We start from the raw sequence: 18973 nt of genomic DNA, 5'->3' as shown, positions 1-18973 counted from the left end.
GGTGTCCTCTCGTACGGTTCACACAGGGGCGGCGTGCGGGGCTCACGCATGCGCGGCGTGCGGGGCCGCCAGCTCCGTCGCGACGGCCTTGCTCGTGCGCAGGGCGTGGGCCTGGATGGTCAGGGTGGGGTTGAGCCCGCCGGGGTACGGCATGAAGCTGCCGTCCACGACGTAGACGTTGGCTGCCGAGTGCACCCGGCCCCAGCCGTCCACCACCGAACGGGCCGGGTCGTCCCCGGCCCGGCAGGTGCCGTGCAGATGGGAACTGCCCTGCGCGAACCCGGTGGCCTTGTGGCGGATACCGTCCGCCCCGGCGGCGCGCAACAGCCGCTCGCAGCGCCCGGTCATGTAGCGCAGCCGGTCCAGGTCGCGCGGGTCGGTGCGGTAGTCGATGACGATGGCGGGCAGGCCGTCCTCGTCCACGTAGCGGGAGAGTCCGACGCGGTTGTCCAGGCTGGGATGGTCGGACAGGATCGTCTCGATGCGCAGCTCCAGCGCGTCGCGGACGAGCTTCGGCGCCCGGTCCCGCTTGGACTCGTAGATCAGGCCGCCCACACCCGTGGGGCAGTCCTCGTCCAGGTAGTGGTCCAGGAACGCCACGGTGGAGAACGGGCCCTTGTGGACGTCCGGGTCCGCGAGGACCTCCGGCGCTGCCGCCACGACACCGCTGACGTACTCGCTCAGCTTGACGCACAGGCCCCGGCCCACCATGCCGGAGTGGTTGCCGACCCCGGAGGGGGAGTACGGCGTGCGCGAGCGCAGCAGCAGGGCCGCGGTCTGGATCGCGTTGCACGCCAGGACGAACGCGCGGGCCCGCACCTCGCGCGCCTGCCCGCTCACCCGGTCCAGGCAGCGCAGCGCGGACACCTCTCCGGCCCGGTCCTGCTCCAGGCGTACGGCGCGGACGCCGGTACGCAGCGTGAAGTTGGGGTGGGCCGCCAGTGGTGCCAGGAAGACCGCGACGACATCGCCCTTGGCGCCGGTGGGGCACGCGTGGCTGACGCACAGCGAGACCCGGTCGCACCCGGCGCGGCCCTCGTACGGGTCACGGTTGATCGCCAGCGGCGTGGGGAAGGGCCGGTAGCCCAGCGACTCGCCGGCCGCGTACAGCACCCGCGCGGCGGCGGACGGCTCGTGCGCGGGGCCGCGGCTGTGCCGGCCGCCGCCCGGGCTCTCGGGCGGCGGGCCGCCGCACACGCCCAGCCGCCGCTCCAGCACCTCGTAGTACGGGGCCAGTTCGGCGAGCGTGTACGGCCAGCGCACCTCCGTGGTGCCGGTGTCGATGCGCGTGCCAGGGTCGAAGTCGAAAGGCTGGTACCGGAACGAGGCGCCGCCGTAGAAGACCGTGCCGCCACCGAGGTTGGAGGTGGTCCACGGCCAGCCCTCGTCGGTCCAGCGGCCCTCGTCGTCGCGCGCGACCGCCTGCCGGCACAGCGTCTCGGCCTCGTCCAGGTCCACGTGCTCGGCGAGCCGGAAGCCCTCCTCGACCATCAGGACGTCGAGCCCCTGGCGGACCAGCCGGTCCGCGGCGACGGCACCGCTGGCCCCGCTTCCGATGACGCAGACGTCCCACACGCGGTCCTCGGTCTCGTCGCCGAAACCGTCGCGGTGCGCGGGCCCCAGGAGTTCCGGATGGCGGGCGCCGGGATTCGCCAGCGGCGAAGGTCCCCGTAGGTGCTCCATGGCGTGCTTGCCTTTCGGTCAGTGGTGCGCGGGGTGGTGGGGGTGCCCGCCGGTCGCGGACAGCCACCCCCGGTAGAGGTGCGCGAAGGGCCCGTCACCCGCCGCCAGTACGGCGGGCGGCCCGTCCTCGACGACCGTGCCGTTCTCCAGGACCAGCACCCGGTCGGCGATGGCGGCCGTGGTCAGGCTGTGCGCGATGATCAGGGCGGTACGGCCGGTGAGCACCCGGTGGAGGGCCGCGTGCACGGCCCGCTCGGTGGGCGCGTCCATGCTGGAGGTGGCCTCGTCGAGGATCAGCACGCGGGGCGCGGCCAGCATCACCCGGGCGAGTGCCACCAGCTGGCGCTGGCCGGCCGACAGGCCCGCGCCGCGCTTGCGGACGTCGGTGTCGTACCCGTCGGCGAGTTCGCTGATGAAGCCGTGCGCGCCGACGGCCTCGGCGGCCGCGGTGATCTGCGCGCGAGTGGCGTCCGGCCGGCCGAGAGAGATGTTGTCCGCCACGGAACCGGAGAAGAGGAACGGTTCCTGGGTGACCATGCAGACACCGGAGCGCAGTTCCGCGTCGGCCAGCTCGCGCAGGTCGGCCCCGTCCAGGGTGATCCGGCCGCCCGTCGGGTCGTACAGCCGCGCCAGCAGCTTGGCCAGCGTCGACTTGCCCGCCCCGGTCGTACCGACCAGCGCCACCGTCTCACCGGGGGCCAGGTCCAGGTCCAGCCCGTCCAGTACGTGCGGGGAGCCGGCGGTGTAGCGGAACCGCACGTCCTCGAAGCGGACCCGGCCGGGCGCGGGCACCGCCGGCAGCGGCCGGGGCCGGGCCGGCTCGGGCAGCGTGTCGGGCGCGTGGAAGAGCACACCGATCCGCTCCAGGCCGGCCGACGCCGCGGAGAACGCGTTGGCGAACGAGGCCAGTTCGTCGATCGGGTCGTACAGCCGGTGCACGTAGAGCAGGAACGCGGTCAGTGCGCCCGCCTCCAGCTGCCCCTGCGCGATGCGGAACGCGCCGAGGGCCAGCAGCAGCGCCAGCGAGAGGTTGCCGATCAGCTTGACGCCGCCGCTGAAGCAGGCACTGACCCGCCCCGAGGCGGCGCGCGCCGTGGCGTACCCGGCGTCCAGCTCCCGCAGCCGCGCGGTGTTCGCGCCCTCCTTGCGGAACGCCTGCACGGCGCGGATGCCGTTGTACGTCTCACCGGTGTGCTGCACGATCCGCTCGGTGGCGCCCCGGGTCCGCCGGTAGGCGCGGCGCGAACGGTCCCGGAACCAGCGGGTGAGCAGGTACAGCGGAACGAACAGCGCGAGGACGACGGCGGCCATCGGCAGGTCGAGCCAGAGCATCACGGCCACCGTCCCGACCATCGAGAACAGCGCGGAGAACAGGCCGTCCAGGCCCATCTCCAGCACCTCCTCGACCGACTCCACGTCGCTGGAGAGCCGGGCCACGACGCTGCCCGAGGGCGCGGCCTCGTGGTAGGACAGCGGCAGCCGCACGGCGCGCGCGAAGGTGCGGCAGCGCAGCCGGAACAGCAGGGCCTGGGCGATGTTCCCGGAGTAGCGCAGGAAGCCGTACTTCAGGGTGGCGGCGGCCGCCCCGGCCGTCAGCGCCAGGGCCGCGTAGGCGGTCAGCGGCCCCCAGCGGCCGTCCGCCGCCGCGGGAACGCCCCGGTCGATGGCGGCGGCGATCAGCAGCGGGGTGACGAGCGCGCAGCCGTTCTCCAGCAGGGCCAGGGCGACGGCGCGGGTCAGCCGGCGCCGCTCGGGCCCCAGCAGGGTACGCAGCAGCTGGTTGCGGCGGTCGCGCAACAGCCGGTCGTCGGGCCTGCCGTCGGCCTCGTCCGCCGCCCGGTCCACGTCCGGTTCGAGGGTGCCGGAGAGCCCCGGGGCGGCCGTGCGGTCGTCCTGTCGGTCCTCGGGCATCAGGCTCGTACCTTCCGTGCGGGGTCCTGGCGCCGCGGGCCCTGCGGCCCGTCCGGCACCAGGTCGTCGACCGGGGAGCGCAGCAGGTGGCGGTAGCGCCGGTCGGTGGCCATCAGTTCGTCGTGGGTGCCGGTGGCGGCCACCCGCCCGTCGGCGATGAGCACGACCTGGTCCGCGGCGCGCAAGGTGGCCGGGCGGTGGGCGACCAGGACGGTGGTGACCTCGGCCATCACGGTGCGCAGCGCGGCCTCCACCTCCCGCTCGGTGTGCACGTCCAGCGCTGACAGCGCGTTGTCCAGGACCAGTACGGCGGGGCGGGGCAGCACGGCGCGGGCGAGCGCCAGCCGCTGCCGCTGCCCGCCGGACAGGCCCACGCCTTCCTCGCCGACCCGGGTGTCGAGCCGGTCGGGCAGGGCCGCGACGAAGTCGGCGGCGTGCGCCAGGCGCAGCGCCTCCCAGATCCGGGCGTCGTCGTGCTCCTCGGGCGGCAGACCGAGGGCGACGTTGTCCCGTACGGTCCCCGAGAACAGCACCGGATCGTCGAACGCGCAGGTCACCACCGAGCGCAGCGCGTCCAGCGAGAGGTCGCGCAGATCGGTGCCGTCCAGTGTGATCCGGCCGTGGGTGGGGTCGTCGAGCCGGGACAGCAGCGAGACGAGGGTGGACTTGCCCGAGCCGGTGGCGCCGACGAGGGCGAGGGTGGTGCCGGGGCGCACCGTCAGGTCGACACCCCGCAGGACGGGTTCGCCGGCGCCCGGCAGCCGGTAGTGCACGTCCTCGACGCGCAGTTCACCGCGCACCGGGCGGGACAGCGGGCGGGGCGCGGCCGGTTCGCACACGGCGAGCGGGGCGTCCCGCAGCTGCCAGTACCGGTCGGCGGCGGACGCCGCGGTGCTGGCGTCGGCGATCAGCCAGCCCAGCGTGTCGGCGGGCCAGCGCATGTAGGTGGCCACGGTGATCGCCGCCATCAGGGTGCCCAGCGTCAGGCTGCCGGTGGCGGTGCCGTAACCGCCGAATCCCATCAGGGCGACGATGCCCACCTCGGGCAGCGCGGTGATCAGCCACCACAGGGCGGCGGTCAGGGAGATCTTTCGCAGCTCGGTGCCGCGCAGCGCGCGGGCCTGCGCGGTGTAGCGGCGTACGGTCTCAGGGCCGCGGCCGAACGCCTTCAGCACCCGGATGCCGAGCACCGACTCCTCCACGGTGGTGGTGAGATCACCGCTCTGGTCCTGCGCGGAGCGCGCCGCCACGTGGAAGCGCTTCTCGAAGAGGATGGTGGCGAGCACCATCGGCAGATACGTCACCAGCACGATCAGCGCGAGGAACGGCGACAGACAGGCCAGTACGGCCAGCCCTGCCACCAACGCCGCCGTGTTGACCAGCAGATACACCGCGGAGAACGCGAAGAACCGGCCCAGCTCGGCGATGTCGGACACCGTCCTGGACAGCAACTGCCCCGAACTCCAGCGGGTGTGGAACGAGGAGGGCAGCCGCTGGACATGGCGGAACAGGTCCGCGCGCAGCGTCGTCTCCAGCCGCGTCGACGGCCGCACGACCAGCAGCCGGCGGGCCCCCAGCAGTACGGCCTCCACGACACCCAGCAGCGTGAAGCCGGCCACGGTCCACGGCAGCGCCGCCATGTCCTGGTGCGCGACGGGCCCGTCCACCAGCCGCTGGAGCACCAGCGGCATGGACAGCCCGGCGAGCATCGAACCGAGGGCGGCGGCACAGGCCGCGGCCATCAGCCAGCGGTGCGGCCGCAGGTAGCGGGCGCAGCGCCACAGCGACCCGGTGCGGGCGGGCGGGGCGCTCATCGCGCGGCCCCCGCGGCACGCAGCGCGTGGGCGTAGTGCTCCAGCGCCCGGTCGGTGGCCGACCCGCTGCCGTACGCCGAACGCAGCCGCTCCCGGGCACCGGCCACGCGCTCCCGGGGACCGTCGGGCTCCGCCACGGCGCCGCGTACGGCGTCGGTGAGGGCGGCCACGTCCCCGCGCGGCACCAGGAGAGCGGGCGTGACCGTACCCACGGTCTCCCGCAGCCCGCCCACCGCGTAACCGGCGACGGGCGTGCCGCACATCATGGCCTCGATGGCGCTGCCGCCCAGCTCCTCGTGGGCGGACGGCATGACCAGCGCGTCCAGCGTGGTCATCACCACCGGGATGTCGGCGTGCGGCAGGAAACCGGTGAAGCGGAACCGGTCGGTCAGGCCCGCCTCGGCGACGGCCTTGCCCATCCGCTCACGCTGCGGACCGTCACCGACCACCAGGAACACGGCGGGCGGCGACCCGGGCAGGGTCTGCCAGCGCCGGGCCAGCGCGACGAAGTCCCGCCACCCCTTCTCGTGCGCGACCCGCCCCACGTACCCGACCACGGCCGCGCCGTCCGGGATCTCCAGCGCACGCCGCAGCTCCGCCACCTCCCCGGCGGGCCGGGGCGACAGGTCGCCGACCGAGTCGGGCACGACGTCGAGCTGTGCGGGGTCCATCGCCAGGGCCCGCGCGACGACACCGGCGGTACGGGAGGTCAGGGCCGAGACCCGGGCCGCCCGCCGCACCGCGTACTGCTCGGCCCCGCGCACCAGCCGGTGCTGCACCTGGTCGACCCGCGACATCGGCTCGTAGACCGACAGCCGCGAGCAGTGCAGCGTCAGGCAGTACGGCACACCCATCACCCGCGCCGCCAGCGGCCCGGCCAGCAGCGCCCACAACTGCCCGTCGGCGTGCACATGGATCAGGTCCGGCCGCCACCGCCGGCGCAGCCGCACACAGGCGGCCAGCGCACCGGCCAGCCACGCCTGGTTGAGGCCGACCAGCCCGGTCAGCTGCGACCGGATCCGGGGCAGCGGCGCGCGGGTCACCCGCACCACCAGCCCCGGCCGGTCCAGACGCCGCTTCGGCAGACCGGGAAAGCCCACGGTCAGCACCTGCTGTTCGACGCCGCGGGCCGCCAGCTCACGCGACAGCCGCAGGATCTGCACCTGCATCCCGCCGACGGCGTCGTACTCGGCGGGCCAGCTCTCGACCTGGTCGTGGTGGAAGAACGGGGTCAGCCGCAGCACACGCACTAGAACTCCACACGAGAGAAGACGGACGGCGGGCGGAACGGGGACCGGGGCACGGCCCGCCGCCGGTCAAGCCGGGGCGGGCGAGAGACGGTCCGTACGGGCCGCCTGCCGTACGGGCGCCGCCAGCGCGTCGACGGCCTCGCCCAGCAGTTCCAGCGGCACCGGCACCAGCGGCAGCGGGCCGGTACGCAGCACCTGGCCGGGCGCGGACAGCAGCACCATCGGGGTGCTGGCCGGCGGGCAGGGCAGATAGCCGCGCTTGTTGTCGTAGGTCAGCCAGTTCTTGACGTCCGCGGGGTCCACCAGTGCCGGTACGGACCCTTCCAGACCTGCCTTGGCCACCAGTTCACGGTGCAGCGCCACCAGGTCGGCGGAGGCGTGCCCCAGCCGCCGGGACACCTCGGCCGCCGCGATCATGCCGATGGCCACCCCCGCGCCGTGCGCGACCTCGCCCCGCGCGGCGTGCTCGACGGCGTGCCCGGTGGTGTGCCCGTACTCCAGCACCAGCCCGTCCCGGCGCTCGTGTTTGTCCGCGTGGGTGACCTGGGCCTTGGCCGCCACGCTCTCCTCGATGATCCACCGCATCGCGGCGTCCTCGTAGCGCGCGTCGGGCCGCAGCTCGGCGGACAGCCGCTCGATCATCGACGGGCGGATGGCCAGGGAGTTCTTGACCACCTCACCCATGCCCGACCGCAGTTCGCGGGCCGGCAGCGTCCGCAGCATCGCCGTGTCGGCGAGCACCTCGGCGGGCTGGTAGAAGGTGCCGACGAGGTTCTTGCCGAAGCTGGCGTTGACCGCCTGCTTGAGCGACAGCACCGAGTCCAGCATCGCCACCACGGTGGTGGGCACGTGCACCAGCGTGATGCCGCGGAAGAGCAGCGCGGCCAGCAGCCCGGCGATGTTGCCGGTGATGCCGCCGCCCAGCGCCACCACGACGCTGCGCCGGTCGGCGCCCGCGGCCAGGGCCTGCTCGGCCAGGTCGCCGACGGTGCCGACGCGCTTGTGGACCTCGCCGGCCGGGTGGGTCAGCAGGACCGCGGGACCGGCCTCCTTCTCCAGCCGGGCGGTCAGGTCGCGGCCGTACAGCGCGGCCACCGTGGTGTCGCACACCACGAGGTAGCGGCCGGCCGTGCGGGCGCCGAGGCGGGCGACGATCTCCTCGACGCACTCGGTACCGATCCGGTAGGGAAAGCTGGTGTCTTCCATGGTGATGGCCGTGACGTGCATGGTCTCCCCGATTTCGTTGGGCGGGTCGCGGGACGGTTTCTCCGACGGGCCGTGTGACGCCCGCCGCCTTCAGCCGGTCAGCAGGGCGCCGTGCCGCACGACCTTGGTGAAGGCCGCCGCGATGTCATGCATGTCGCTCTCGTCACCGAGCAGCGCGGCGTGGTGGACGGTGACGGTGCGCCGCGCCGCCTCCTCGCACACGGGCAGCTCGAAGCGCTTGGGATCGGTACGGCTCTCGTGCTGGACGCCCAGCGCGAAACGGCCACGGCTCCTGGGGTCGTACAGGCGGTTACGGGTGATCGGCGCGTAGCACGGGGCGACGGCGAAACCCAGCTCCGCGGTGAGCGCCTCGGTGACGGTGGCCAGGTCCACACCGGTCAGCTCGCCCTCGGGCAGCCGCGCGGCGTACGTGTAGTACGTACGGGCGGTGGTGCCCTCGGAAGTCGGCTGCGGCCGGTAGCCCGCCTCGGCCAGCAGTGTGTCCAGCAGCGCGGCGTTGCGCCGCCGCCGCTCGTTCTGCTCGTCCAGCACACCGAGCTGCTCGACGAGCAGGGCGGCCTGGAACTCCGACACGCAGCGGTTGGAACCCATCAGCTCGCCGGTCTCCACCAGCTCCATCTGCCCGTCACCGACGGGCTGCCCCGCCAGGCAGCGCCCGTCGGCGCGCAGGTGTTCCACCCGGCGGGCGAACTCCGCGTCCCGGGTGATCACGGCACCGCCCTCCCCGCTGGTCAGCACCTTGCTGTGCTGCATGCTGAAGGTGCCGGCGGTGGCCAGCGTGCCGACCTTGGCGCCCCGGTACTCCGCGCCGTGCGCCTGCGCGCAGTCCTCGATCAGCGGCAGCCCGTGGCGGTCGGCCACGGCACGCAGCGCGTCCATGTCCGCGACCGCCGCATACAGATGGACGACGACGATCGCCTTGGTGCGCTCGGTCAGCGCGCTCTCCACGGCGGCCGGGTCCAGGCACAGCGTGTCGGGATCCACGTCGCAGAACACCGGCACCGCGTTGATGCCCAGCACGGTCGAGCCGGACGCCACCCACGACAGCCCGGGGACGATGACCTCGTCACCGGCGCCGATGCCGCACGCCTCCATGGCGAGCATGAGGCTGGCGGTGCCGCTGGCGGCGGGCACACAGTGCTCGGCCCCGTGGTACGCGGCGAAGGCCCGCGCGAAACGCCGCTCCTGCGACTCGGCGCCCCGGTAGGGGCCGCTGATCGACCAGCGGCCGGAGGCGAGCACCCCCTCCAGCGCCCGGGCCGCGCCGGGGGCGGGCTGCGGCCACAGGGGCCAGGGGCGGGTGCGTACCGGGCTGCCGCCTTGCACGGCCAGGGACCGGGTCATCTGATCGTCCTTCCTGAGCACGGGGCTGGGGGTGGGGGAGAACGGCCGGGCGGTCAGGCGCGGAGGTTGAAGTACGAGCGGGTGTTGCCGTCGGCGCGGCGCAGCGCCACGTCCAGCGCCTGGGCGTGATCGGCGAGGCCGAACTCGTGGCTCAGCAGCGCGTCGACGTCGACCTCCCCGGCGGCCAGCAGCTCGATGGCCTCGCCGAACCGGTCGCCAGGGCCCATCGACGCCTGGAGCGAGAGGACCTTGACCACGATGTGGTGGGGCGCCATCGTCGCGGCCTCTTCGATGCGGTATCCGATCAGGCCGATGCGTCCGCCGGAGCGGACAGCCTCCACCGCCTCCTGGACCGCCAGCGGGTAGCCGGACGCCTCCAGCACGACGTCGGGGGTCAGCTCGGGGTGCTTCTCGACGAACCCGACCAGCTCGCCGGGGTCACCGCCGACGGTGTGCGGCACGCCCAGCGCGTGCGCCGCCTGGCGGCGTTCGGGCACCGGCTCCGCGAGGACGGTGACCTCGCCGCCGCGCAGCCGGACGGCCTGCGCGAGCAGCAGCCCGATCCCGCCGGCACCGGTGATCGCCACCTTCTCGCCGGCGGCGACCGAGAGCCGGTCGACGGCGTTCAGCGCCACCGCCAGCGGTTCGACCTGGCAGGCTTCGCGCAGCCCCAGGCCCTCGGGCAGCCGGTGCAGGTTGCCGGTCGGCACGGTCATGTACTCGGCGCACGCGCCGTCCCGGGTGAACCCCAGTTCCTGCAGGTCGGCGCAGAGGGTGGGCTTGCCGGCGGTGCAGTGCCGGCAGCTTCCGCAGGCCACGGTCAGGTCGCCGACCACGTTCCGGCCGATCAGTTCACGGGCGTCGCCGCCCGCCTCGACCACGGTTCCGCTCCACTCGTGCCCGGGCACCACGGGGTAGGTGAAGCCGTGCCAGACCCCCTTGTAGAAGGAGAGGTCGCTGCCGCAGATCGAGTTGTAGGCGAGCCGTACGAGTGCCTCGCCCGGCGCGGGCTCCGGTACGTCGCGCTCGGTGAGCACGGCCTGCAAGGGGGCTTTGAACATCAAGGCTTTCATCGTGCAGACCTCCGTGTCCACGGGACCGAACGGGTGTCGAGCGTCACGAGTAGCGTCCGCTCCAGCGAATGAAGCGCCCGGGGAGCGTACGCCAGCCTGTGGGGCGTTTGTCAACTAAAGCGGGCGCTGGGGTTGCTGACGTATCGACAGAGCGAACACGGGCGCCTGGCGCGCGCAGTGGGGGAGGGGTCTTTCGTGGCTGAAACCGCCCGCTCGGCCGCCCGGGGGCGCCGTCTACCGGCGGGAGCCCCCGGCCGGCGGCAGAGACAGTTCCGGCCCCGCACTCCGTGTGGCCCGCACGGCCGGCGACGGCAGCAGCACCACCACCGCGACCGTCACGACCAGCCAGGAATTGATGAACAGCAGGTCCCGGACGCTGTGCGCGACCGGCGGTTCGTCCCACGCCATCGGCCGCAGCATCACCAGCAGCACCGCCGCACCGGCCCAGCGCGGCAGACCGCGGTGGCGCAGCACCAGCCACGCCCCGGCGAGCACGGTCCAGTACATGTGATGCACCCAGGTGACGGGCTCCAACAGCAGCCAGGTGCACCCGGTGACGAGGACGGCGAGGACCGGATCACCGGTGCGGAGGCGGTACGTCCACAGGGCCCACACGGCGAGGACCACGAGAGCCACCACCGCGAACACCGCGTCCGTGGCCGGTTCACCCCACCCGAACCTCAAGACGAAGGAGAACAGCGACTGGTTGGCGGGATCCGCGATGTCCCACACCCGCTCCCGCATCCGGAACGTCTCGGACAGCCAGAAGCGACGCGAGTCCCCGGGAAAGACGGCCCACGCCAGCAGGGCCGCCCCGAGGAACACCGCACCGGCCGTGACCGCCTCCCGGTACCGCCTGCGGATCAGGAAGTACGGAACGAACATCAAGGGCGCGAGCTTCACGGCCGCCGCCAGCCCCACCAGCGCACCGCCGAACGGCCGGGGCACGTACCCCAGCGCGTCGACGAGCACCAGTACGGTCAGCAACGCGCCGACCTGGCCCCACAGTTGGGTCGACAGGCTCGGCGAACTCACCAGCACGAGCACCAGCACCAGCGCGCACAACGGGAAGGACCGCCGCTGCCGACGGCCCGGGGCGGCCCGGCAGAGCACGAGCACCGCCAGGGTCGTCGCCACGAGGGACAGGACGGACCACACCACCGCACCGGCCCGTTCGCCCATCCAGTGCAGGGGCCACAGCGCCAGCGCCGCGAACGGCGGGTAGTTGAAGACATCGCCCTCGCCGGTGGCGTAGTCGTACAGCGAACGCCCCGCGGCCCGCTCGGCGAGCGCCGACCGGTACACGTCCAGGTCGTACAGGAGCGGGTCGTCGGTACCGACACCAGGCACGAACGCCCAGGCGAGCGCGTACCCATGAGCGAGCACCAGCGCCACCGCCGACAGGACGCACGACAGCCGGGCCGGAGAACTCCCGGTGGACGGCGGGACGGAGACGGCGGATCGGAGACGCGGCACCGGTCCTCCCTGCGGGGGCATGGTTCGCCCTGATGATCGGCCGACGACCGGAGGAAGCCTCGCACATGCCCCACGGATCTGACGAGAGCGCCTGCCCGCCACGACGGACGCGGCCCACGGCCGCCACACGGCCGCCACCCCCTGTGCGACCGGCTCGCCCTCCCGGGTGGGCACCGGCGGCGGCGCGGATTTCCCTCCCGACCGGACGGCGCGACCTGCCTGGCCGGATCCCCGCGGTCCGCAGACCGCGCAGGACGCGAAGTAGGGACCGTTCGGCCCTGGCGGATCGCCCGGCCGTTCCCCCGGTGTGACCGTCCGATACGCGACGGACTCCGTACGCGGGCCTGCAACACCCGCCCGTACCTGGGTATGTTGGACGCCGTACCGGCACGGTCACATCCCGTGGAGCGGCCGGTCGTGGTGCCTCGGTGAGGTGCCCGAGCGACGGGAGAGCAGGGAATGAGCCAGGACGCGCGACCACAGACCGGCACCGTCGACGTCAGCATCCCGAGTGTGGCGCGGATGTACGACTATTACCTCGGCGGCAAGGACAACTACGCCGTGGACCGGGCGGCCTGCGAGGAACTGGACAAGGTCGTGCCGAGCACCCAGGTCCTGGCGGTCAACAACCGCCGGTTCCTGCGGCGGGTGGTCCGCTGGCTCGCGCAGGAGCAGGGCGTACGGCAGTTCATCGACCACGGATCCGGCCTGCCGACCCAGGACAACGTCCACCAGGTCGCCCAGCGGGTCGCCCCCGAGTCGCGGGTGGTCTACGTCGACAACGACCCCATCGTGCTCGCCCACGGACGCGCGCTGCTGGAGGAGAACGAGAACACCGCGGTCATCCAGGCCGACATGCGCGACACCGAGGGCATCCTGAGCCACCCCGAGGTGGTGCGGCTGATCGACTTCGACCAGCCGGTGGCCGCGCTGTTCGTGTCCGTCCTGCACTGCATCCCGGACGAGGACGATCCCGCCGGCCTGGTCAGGCGGGTCGCCGAGCGCCTGGTCCCCGGCAGCTTCCTGGTCGTGTGCCAGCTGGTCAGCGAGGACCGGGCCACCCGCGACTTCGTCACCGAGTTCATGCGGGTCAGTACGCAGGGCCAGTGGGGCCGGGTCCGTACGGCCGCCGAACTGGCCGCGTTCCTGGACGGGCTGGAGATCCTCGAACCGGGCCTGGTGGAGGTGTCGACCTGGAAGCCGGACGCGGACATCGGGCCGAAGCAGCGCACCCTGGAGTGGATCGAGTACGGCGGGGTCGCGCGCAAGCGGTAGCCCCGCGAGCGGTAGCGGCTGCGGCGGGCCGTGGCGCGCCCCGGCGCGCCGCCCCGCTCAGCCCTTCTCCGCCCCCCTGATCAGTTCCTCCATGATGGCCTGGCTGCCGCGGGGCGACTCGGCCTGGGCGCTGAGCCGGTCCATCACGGCGAGGTAGCGGTCGACGTCGTCGCGCTTGTCCAGGTAGAGAGCGCTGGTCAGCTGCTCCAGGTAGACGATGTCGGGCAGGTCCGGCTCCAGGAAGCGCAGGATCGTGATCGGCCCGCCCGCCGCCGCGTGCCCGCCGAGGTGGAACGGGGCGATCTGTACGGTGACGTTGGGCAGCCGCGCCATGTCCAGCAGGTGCCGCAACTGGCCCGCCATGACGTCCGGACCGCCGAGCGGCCGCCGCAGGGCCGCCTCGTCGAGCACCGCCCAGAGCCGGGGCGCGCCGGGCGCGGTGAGCAACGCCTGCCGCTGCAGCCGCAGTTCGACCCGCCGGTCGACCTCTTTCCTGGACGCCTGCGGATTCCCGAGCCGGCACACCGCGTAGGCGTAGTCCGCCGTCTGCAACAGGCCCGGCACGAACTGCACCTCGTAGGTGCGGATGACGGAGGCGGCCTCCTCCAGGCCGAGGAGGGTCTCGAACCAGCCGGGCAGTACGTCGTTGTACTGGTGCCACCACCCGGGTGTGCTGGTACCGCGGGCCAGCGTCAGGAACTCGGCGCGCTCCTGCTCGTCCGTGACCCCGTAGAGCGTCAGCAGATCGGCCACGTCGCGTTCCTTGCAGCCGACGCGGCCCAGTTCCAGCCGGCTGATCTTGGCGTGCGAGCCGCGGATGGCGTGTCCGGCCGCCTCACGGGTGACGCCTGCCGCCTCCCGCAGCCGGCGCAACTGCGTGCCCAGAATGATCCGCAGGACCGTGGGGCCGCCCCGGGGATGCTCGATGTGACGGCGCGGGGGCGGGATGCGTCCCGGCTGCGCGGCGACCATGGTGACTCCCCTGTTGGTCGGATGAACGCTCAGTGTCCCACCGCCTCAACTGTTCGTACAGTTGAGGTGACTATCCGGCCGACATATGCGTCAGCCGAGCCCGGCCAGGTCGTCGAAATCCCCGTCCTTGGCGCCCTGGACGAAGGCCGCGATCTCGTCGCGGGTGTAGACCAATGCCGGCCCTCCCGTGTGCCGGGAGTTGCGCACCGCGACCCCGCCGTCGGCGAGAACGGCCAGCTCCACGCAGTTCCCGTTGGGGTTGCTGCGGGAGCTCTTGCGCCACACCGCACCTTCGATGGCGCTGGCGCATATGCCGTTGGGCAATGACTGCATCTGACGTTCTCCTTACTGGAGGATGTGGCTCCGCCCGGTACGGACCCGTACGTTCGGTGGCGTGAAACGGGCCCCGCGCGGCCGTCCTTACCGATGCAATTGCAGATGTACTTGCAGCGGAAGGCCGCCGACGAGGATATTAGCCCTCCTGAACTGCACGGCCCAGCCCTCGAAAAGCCCCATGGCGGAGATCGTGATGACTACACACCCGGCACCGACCGTGCGTGACGTCCTCCACGAGGAAGCGGGTGAGGAAGAGCCGACGACCGGCCTCAACGCCTTCGCGGTGTGCGCGCTCAGCGGCGCCTACAGCGCCGTCGCGGAGGCCCGCCGCTTCACCGCCGCCACCCTCGAAGGGTGGGGCATCGACGCGTCGGTGGTCGCGGACGCGGTCCAGGTGGTCTCGGAGCTGGCCGGCAACGCCCTGCGCCACGCCACCCCCCGGGACGCGGAAGCTGCGCGGCCGGACGTGGTGTGCGCGGCCTGGCTCGCGCTGGCGCACCAGGATTCCGGCGTCCTGTGCGCCGTGTCCGACTCCAGCCGCACGGTCCCCGTCCTCGCGTCCCCGGACCTGCTCGCCGAGGACGGGCGGGGACTGTGGATCGTCGACCGGCTCAGCGAGTCCTGGGGCTGGACCCACCCGGACCACACGGGCAAGACGGTCTGGGCCCAGCTCCCGGTCCCGGGGCCGGACGCCTGAGCGAAGTCGGCACACCGCCCCTCCCGCTGACGCGACGTCCGCGGCGGGAGCACGCCCGGTGACGAGCGGAGGCGGCTTCACGGGCGTACGTCGTCCGCTTCCCGCACGTACCCGCCACCCGGCCTGACGCATTCGCCACCGTCAGAAGCAGGGCGAGCGGCGCTGCTCGTTGACGCGGACCTGTCCCATGCGTTCACTGGGAGGTACCTGATGTTCGCGACCGAAGGCGGTTGAGCATGGCGGTGGTGCGGAGGCAGCCCGGCATCGTGACGACAGCGGACACCGACGCCCGCGTACGGGCCATGGGCCACGCCGGATGACGGCACCCTCGGCCACGCCCGCCGGCACCCAGGAGCCCCTCACCTCACCGGTCAGCTCCCACAACGAGTGGGATCCGCTGGAAGAGATCATCGTGGGGCGCCTCGACGGTGCGACGATCCCCTCCGACCACCCGGTCGTCTCGTGCAACATCCCGCCGTGGTCGGCGCGGCTGCAAGCGCTCGCCGCCGGCCACAAGTACCCGCGCATGCTGGTCGAACGGGCCCAGCACGAACTCGACGGGTTCATCGCTCTCCTGGAGTCCTTCGACGTCACCGTCCGGCGCCCGGACGCGGTCGACCACCGGCGGCGCTTCGCCACCCCCGACTGGTCCTCGCGCGGCTTCTGCAACACCTGCCCGCGGGACAGCCTGCTGGTGATCGGTGACGAGATCATCGAGACCCCGATGGCCTGGCCGTGCCGGTATTTCGAGAGCCACTCCTACCGCACGGTCGTCAAGGACTACTTCCGGCGCGGCGCGCGCTGGACGGCGGCACCGCGACCGCAGCTCACCGACGAACTCTTCGACGCGCAGTTCCGCGTCCCCGAGGAGGGCGAGCCCATGCGCTACCTCCTCACCGAGTTCGAGCCGGTGTTCGACGCGGCCGATTTTGTACGCGCCGGACGCGACCTGTTCGTCACCCGGAGCAACGTCACCAACCGGATGGGCATCGACTGGCTGCGCCGTCATCTCGGCCCCGGCTACCGCATCCACGAGATCGAGAGCCGCTGCCGCACCCCCATGCACATCGACACCACCTTCGTCCTGCTCGCGCCCGGCAAGGTGCTGATCAACCCCGAATACATCGACGTCGACCGCCTCCCCGACGTCCTGTCCTCCTGGGACGTCCTGGTCGCTCCGGAACCCACCCCGATCGACGGCCGCCTGCTCAAGCTCACCTCGATGTGCGGCAAGTGGCTCAGCATGAACGTCCTCATGCTCGACGAGAAGCGGGTGATCGCGGAACGGCACCACACCGGCATGCTGCGCGCCCTCGAAAAGTGGGGCTTCGAACCCATCCCGTGCGACCTGCTGCACTACGCGCCGTTCGGCGGTTCGTTCCACTGCGCGACCCTCGACGTCCGGCGTCGTGGTGGACTTGAGTCGTACGTCGACCACGACGCCGGGTGACCGCGCCGGACGCGCCGGGGTAGCGAGGGGGAGGTGCCGCGGGGCGTGACGCGGTTCAGTGCGTCCGATGGTGGGCGCGGGCTTCGGCGGCGGTCTTCAGGTCGCGCAACCAGCCTTCGAGGCCTGCGCGGAGCATTCTGGTCGCGGTGGGAACGTCCGCTTCCACCTGGTCACCGGTGTGGGTCTCCTCGGTGCTCACCCGGACGCCGCCCCTGACCGGGGTGAAGTTCCATACGTGCACACCGTCGATGCGCAGCCCTGCGGCGACCGCCGGACCGGTCCAGCGGATGCAGGAACCCCACTTGAGCTGCTCGACGGTCGAGGTGATGTCCAAGGTGGTGGCGGGCGTCGCGGGGTTGGGCGGGATCGGGGTCGTCCACCGGAACGCCGCCCCCTTGTGCAGCGGGCCGTGGTCGAGCCGTTCCGCGGTCTTGACGGGCGGCTGCCAGGACGGCCAGCGCTCGACGTCGGTCTGGAGCTTCCAAAGGGTGTGCAGCGGCGCGTGAACCACGGTCTCGGTCCGGTGGCGGACGCGCGCGTCGGGGTCGACGCCCTTTCCGCGGCAGGTGAGGGACGTGCCGGCATGGTGCGGGCCGGTGGCCCCGGCGGGCACGGCAGCGGCCCCGAGAAGAGCGAGGGCGAGCGGGACGGTGAACAGGGCGGCGTGGAGGGTGGTGTTGCGGGTGGTGGACATGGTGTTCCCCTTGTCGTGCGGGCGGTCGGGCGGTCGGGCGGTCGGGCGGGCGGTCGGGCGGCCTGTGCTGTGCACTTGACGCACGGGATAGAAGCTCACGCGTTAGTTACAGGTTATAACTACGAGAGGGTGGGGGGTCAACAGGTCGGCTGAGGGTCGGTAAAGGTTGGCGAGAGCCTCTAACGGGCCTCTGGGCTCTCCCCGTCCGCGACCTCTCGTGAGGGGTCGTCGTCGGAGAGCCGCTGGAGGCGCCGCACGGAAGCGGCGATCTCCTGCTCGACGCTGCGCTGTTCACGCATGTCACGGGCTTCCGCGCGGCTCAGAGCCGCTTCGTTGCGGTCCAGCCGCGCCTGGCCGGCCGCGAGCAGGGCCCGTTCCCGGCCGATCGCCTCCACGGACCGCCGGCGGCGGCTGGGTACCTTCTCTCCCGCGAGGCGGCCCCGCTGGTCCACGAGGTCCTCCCGTGCGTCGAGGGAATGTTCCCGCTCGTCGGCGGCGCTCTCCCGGGCGTCGGCGAGCCGTTCGCGTACGTCGGCTGCCTCCTCCCGTACGTCGGCTGCCTCCTCCCGCACGTCGGCGGCGTCCTCCCGCGCGTCGGCGAGCCGTTCCCGCTCGTCGGCGGCGCTCTCCCGGGTGTCGGCGAGCTGCTCGCGCTCATCGGCTGCCACCTCCCGCGCGTCGACGCGGTGTTCGCGGTCTTCTGGCCGGAGCCCGGTGGCGGGGGCCGGCGGGGCGGCCGACGACTCGGTGTCCGTCCGATCGGTGTCCACCCGGAAAGTATGGGCCGCATCGAGCCTGCCGAAGAATTCCCGCCGCACGCCCGTGGCGGCAGGCGGCGGCACCCCAAGCGTCTTTCGGCCGATTTCCCGCAAGGCGGAAGAGGCGGGACCGCGCCGGACTCAGGCCCTGCGGGAGCGCGCGCATCCCGCCCAGCCGGCGGCCCTCCCGTCGTTCGTGACCGGTCCGCAGGCCCTGCCGTCGCCCGCGGTGTCCGGCAAGCGGATGCCCTTTACTTCGGCTCCACCGCCCCCTGGAGAAGGGGCTTAAAACCGTCTAAACGGTGTGTTTGCGGGTCATACGGCAGGGGAGTGATCTCCTCGCTCTCAAGATTGTTGTCGCGGCGAACGCACCGCAACACCACCACTTCAGCCGCAGTTCCGAGACAGGAGCCCGCCCATGCTTCCCGCCATGTCGCGCACCGACCGTGAACGCTTCCTCGCCGAACCGCGCGTGGGCGTCCTGGGTGTGACGGACTCCAGAGACGGCGACCGGGCGCCCCTGATCGTGCCGGTCTGGTACGGCTACGAGCCCGGCGGCGAGATCACCGTCCAGACCGGCCGCCACACCGTCAAGGGCCAACTCCTGCGCGCCGCCGGGCGGTTCAGCCTCTGCGTGCAGGACGAGGGCCGCCCCTACCGGTACGTCAGCGTCGAGGGGCCCGTCACGGCGGTCGACGACCCGGTCGACCCGGCCCTCCGCGAGGCCCTGGCCCACCGGTACCTGGACGCCGAGGAGGCCCGCGGATACCTGGCGGCCACCGCCGGCCAGCTGGCGGACGACATCACCTTCCGTATGCGTCCGCAGCGCTGGCGCAGTGCCGACTTCGCCGCCTTCGCGGCCGATTTCGCCGAAGCGGACACCGGCGGGGGCGCCACCGACTGAGCGCGCCCGCCCGCGTAACGCCGTATCTCACGAAAGCCGTTGGAGCGAGAGAGACCTGATGACCCACACGCACGTTTCCGCACGCCCGTTATCCCGGTCCCGGGCACGG

General features: G+C 72.7%; 16 protein-coding genes. 4 read left to right on the top strand and 12 right to left on the bottom strand.

Features of this window, described 5'->3' with window-relative positions; all coding sequences use genetic code 11:
- Window positions 1–42: 42 nt before the first annotated feature.
- The 8 genes from AB0L45_RS30400 to AB0L45_RS30365 all read right to left on the bottom strand — a co-directional run bounded on the left by AB0L45_RS30400 (window position 43) and on the right by AB0L45_RS30365 (window position 11778).
- Window positions 43–1683 carry a GMC family oxidoreductase gene (locus AB0L45_RS30400; protein ID WP_365845574.1) on the bottom strand — a complete coding sequence of 547 codons (1641 nt, stop codon included), beginning with the start codon at window positions 1681–1683 and terminating at the stop codon, window positions 43–45.
- A gap of 18 nt (window positions 1684–1701) precedes the next feature.
- A complete protein-coding gene (locus tag AB0L45_RS30395; RefSeq protein ID WP_365845572.1) occupies window positions 1702–3594 on the bottom strand; it encodes an ABC transporter ATP-binding protein in 1893 nt (630 codons plus the stop codon).
- The gene (locus tag AB0L45_RS30390) at window positions 3594–5408 is read right to left on the bottom strand and encodes an ABC transporter ATP-binding protein (RefSeq protein ID WP_365845570.1); all 1815 of its coding nucleotides are present in this window, start codon (window positions 5406–5408) and stop codon (window positions 3594–3596) included. Before AB0L45_RS30390 ends, AB0L45_RS30395 begins: the two co-directional genes overlap by 1 nt.
- The gene (locus AB0L45_RS30385; RefSeq protein WP_365845568.1) at window positions 5405–6652 is read right to left on the bottom strand and encodes a glycosyltransferase family 4 protein; all 1248 of its coding nucleotides are present in this window, start codon (window positions 6650–6652) and stop codon (window positions 5405–5407) included. Before AB0L45_RS30385 ends, AB0L45_RS30390 begins: the two co-directional genes overlap by 4 nt.
- Before the next feature lie 72 nt (window positions 6653–6724).
- Entirely contained in the window at window positions 6725–7885 is a 1161-nt protein-coding gene (locus AB0L45_RS30380) for a 2-deoxy-scyllo-inosose synthase (protein WP_365845565.1), read from the bottom strand.
- Between the two features lie 69 nt (window positions 7886–7954).
- Entirely contained in the window at window positions 7955–9229 is a 1275-nt protein-coding gene (locus AB0L45_RS30375) for a DegT/DnrJ/EryC1/StrS family aminotransferase (protein WP_365845563.1), read from the bottom strand.
- A 53-nt stretch (window positions 9230–9282) separates the two neighbouring features.
- Window positions 9283–10290, bottom strand: coding sequence for an alcohol dehydrogenase catalytic domain-containing protein (locus AB0L45_RS30370; protein WP_365845561.1), 1008 nt, complete (start codon window positions 10288–10290; stop codon window positions 9283–9285).
- Between the two features lie 246 nt (window positions 10291–10536).
- Window positions 10537–11778 carry a glycosyltransferase 87 family protein gene (locus AB0L45_RS30365; RefSeq protein WP_365845559.1) on the bottom strand — a complete coding sequence of 414 codons (1242 nt, stop codon included), beginning with the start codon at window positions 11776–11778 and terminating at the stop codon, window positions 10537–10539.
- Window positions 11779–12237: 459 nt separating this feature from the next.
- Here AB0L45_RS30365 and AB0L45_RS30360 point away from each other — a divergent pair, with 459 nt between their 5' ends.
- The gene (locus tag AB0L45_RS30360; RefSeq protein ID WP_365845557.1) at window positions 12238–13053 is read left to right on the top strand and encodes an SAM-dependent methyltransferase; all 816 of its coding nucleotides are present in this window, start codon (window positions 12238–12240) and stop codon (window positions 13051–13053) included.
- A 57-nt stretch (window positions 13054–13110) separates the two neighbouring features.
- On the opposite strand, the gene AB0L45_RS30355 is transcribed toward AB0L45_RS30360, so the two are convergent.
- Together AB0L45_RS30355 and AB0L45_RS30350 are read right to left on the bottom strand one after the other, a co-directional pair.
- On the bottom strand, window positions 13111–14025 hold the full coding sequence (locus tag AB0L45_RS30355; RefSeq protein WP_365845555.1) for a helix-turn-helix transcriptional regulator: 915 nt from the start codon (window positions 14023–14025) through the stop codon (window positions 13111–13113).
- Between the two features lie 90 nt (window positions 14026–14115).
- Window positions 14116–14358 (bottom strand): DUF397 domain-containing protein, encoded by a 243-nt coding sequence (locus tag AB0L45_RS30350; RefSeq protein WP_365845553.1) that lies wholly within the window; start codon window positions 14356–14358, stop codon window positions 14116–14118.
- Between the two features lie 196 nt (window positions 14359–14554).
- On the opposite strand from AB0L45_RS30350, the gene AB0L45_RS30345 reads away from it, so the two are divergent.
- The gene (locus AB0L45_RS30345; protein WP_365845551.1) at window positions 14555–15058 is read left to right on the top strand and encodes an ATP-binding protein; all 504 of its coding nucleotides are present in this window, start codon (window positions 14555–14557) and stop codon (window positions 15056–15058) included.
- 316 nt (window positions 15059–15374) lie between these two features.
- Window positions 15375–16508: an amidinotransferase gene (locus tag AB0L45_RS30340; RefSeq protein WP_365845549.1), complete on the top strand. Its 1134-nt coding sequence runs from the start codon at window positions 15375–15377 to the stop codon at window positions 16506–16508.
- Window positions 16509–16563: 55 nt separating this feature from the next.
- On the opposite strand, the gene AB0L45_RS30335 is transcribed toward AB0L45_RS30340, so the two are convergent.
- Together AB0L45_RS30335 and AB0L45_RS30330 are read right to left on the bottom strand one after the other, a co-directional pair.
- Window positions 16564–17202 carry an SRPBCC family protein gene (locus AB0L45_RS30335; RefSeq protein WP_365845547.1) on the bottom strand — a complete coding sequence of 213 codons (639 nt, stop codon included), beginning with the start codon at window positions 17200–17202 and terminating at the stop codon, window positions 16564–16566.
- A gap of 179 nt (window positions 17203–17381) precedes the next feature.
- A complete protein-coding gene (locus AB0L45_RS30330) occupies window positions 17382–17972 on the bottom strand; it encodes a hypothetical protein (protein WP_365845545.1) in 591 nt (196 codons plus the stop codon).
- A 418-nt stretch (window positions 17973–18390) separates the two neighbouring features.
- Here AB0L45_RS30330 and AB0L45_RS30325 point away from each other — a divergent pair, with 418 nt between their 5' ends.
- The gene (locus AB0L45_RS30325; protein WP_365845543.1) at window positions 18391–18864 is read left to right on the top strand and encodes a pyridoxamine 5'-phosphate oxidase family protein; all 474 of its coding nucleotides are present in this window, start codon (window positions 18391–18393) and stop codon (window positions 18862–18864) included.
- Window positions 18865–18973: the final 109 nt, after the last annotated feature.

Source organism: Streptomyces sp. NPDC052496 (assembly GCF_040679095.1).
Lineage (GTDB): Bacteria > Actinomycetota > Actinomycetes > Streptomycetales > Streptomycetaceae > Streptomyces.
This window is presented reverse-complemented; position numbering and strand designations above follow the sequence as displayed.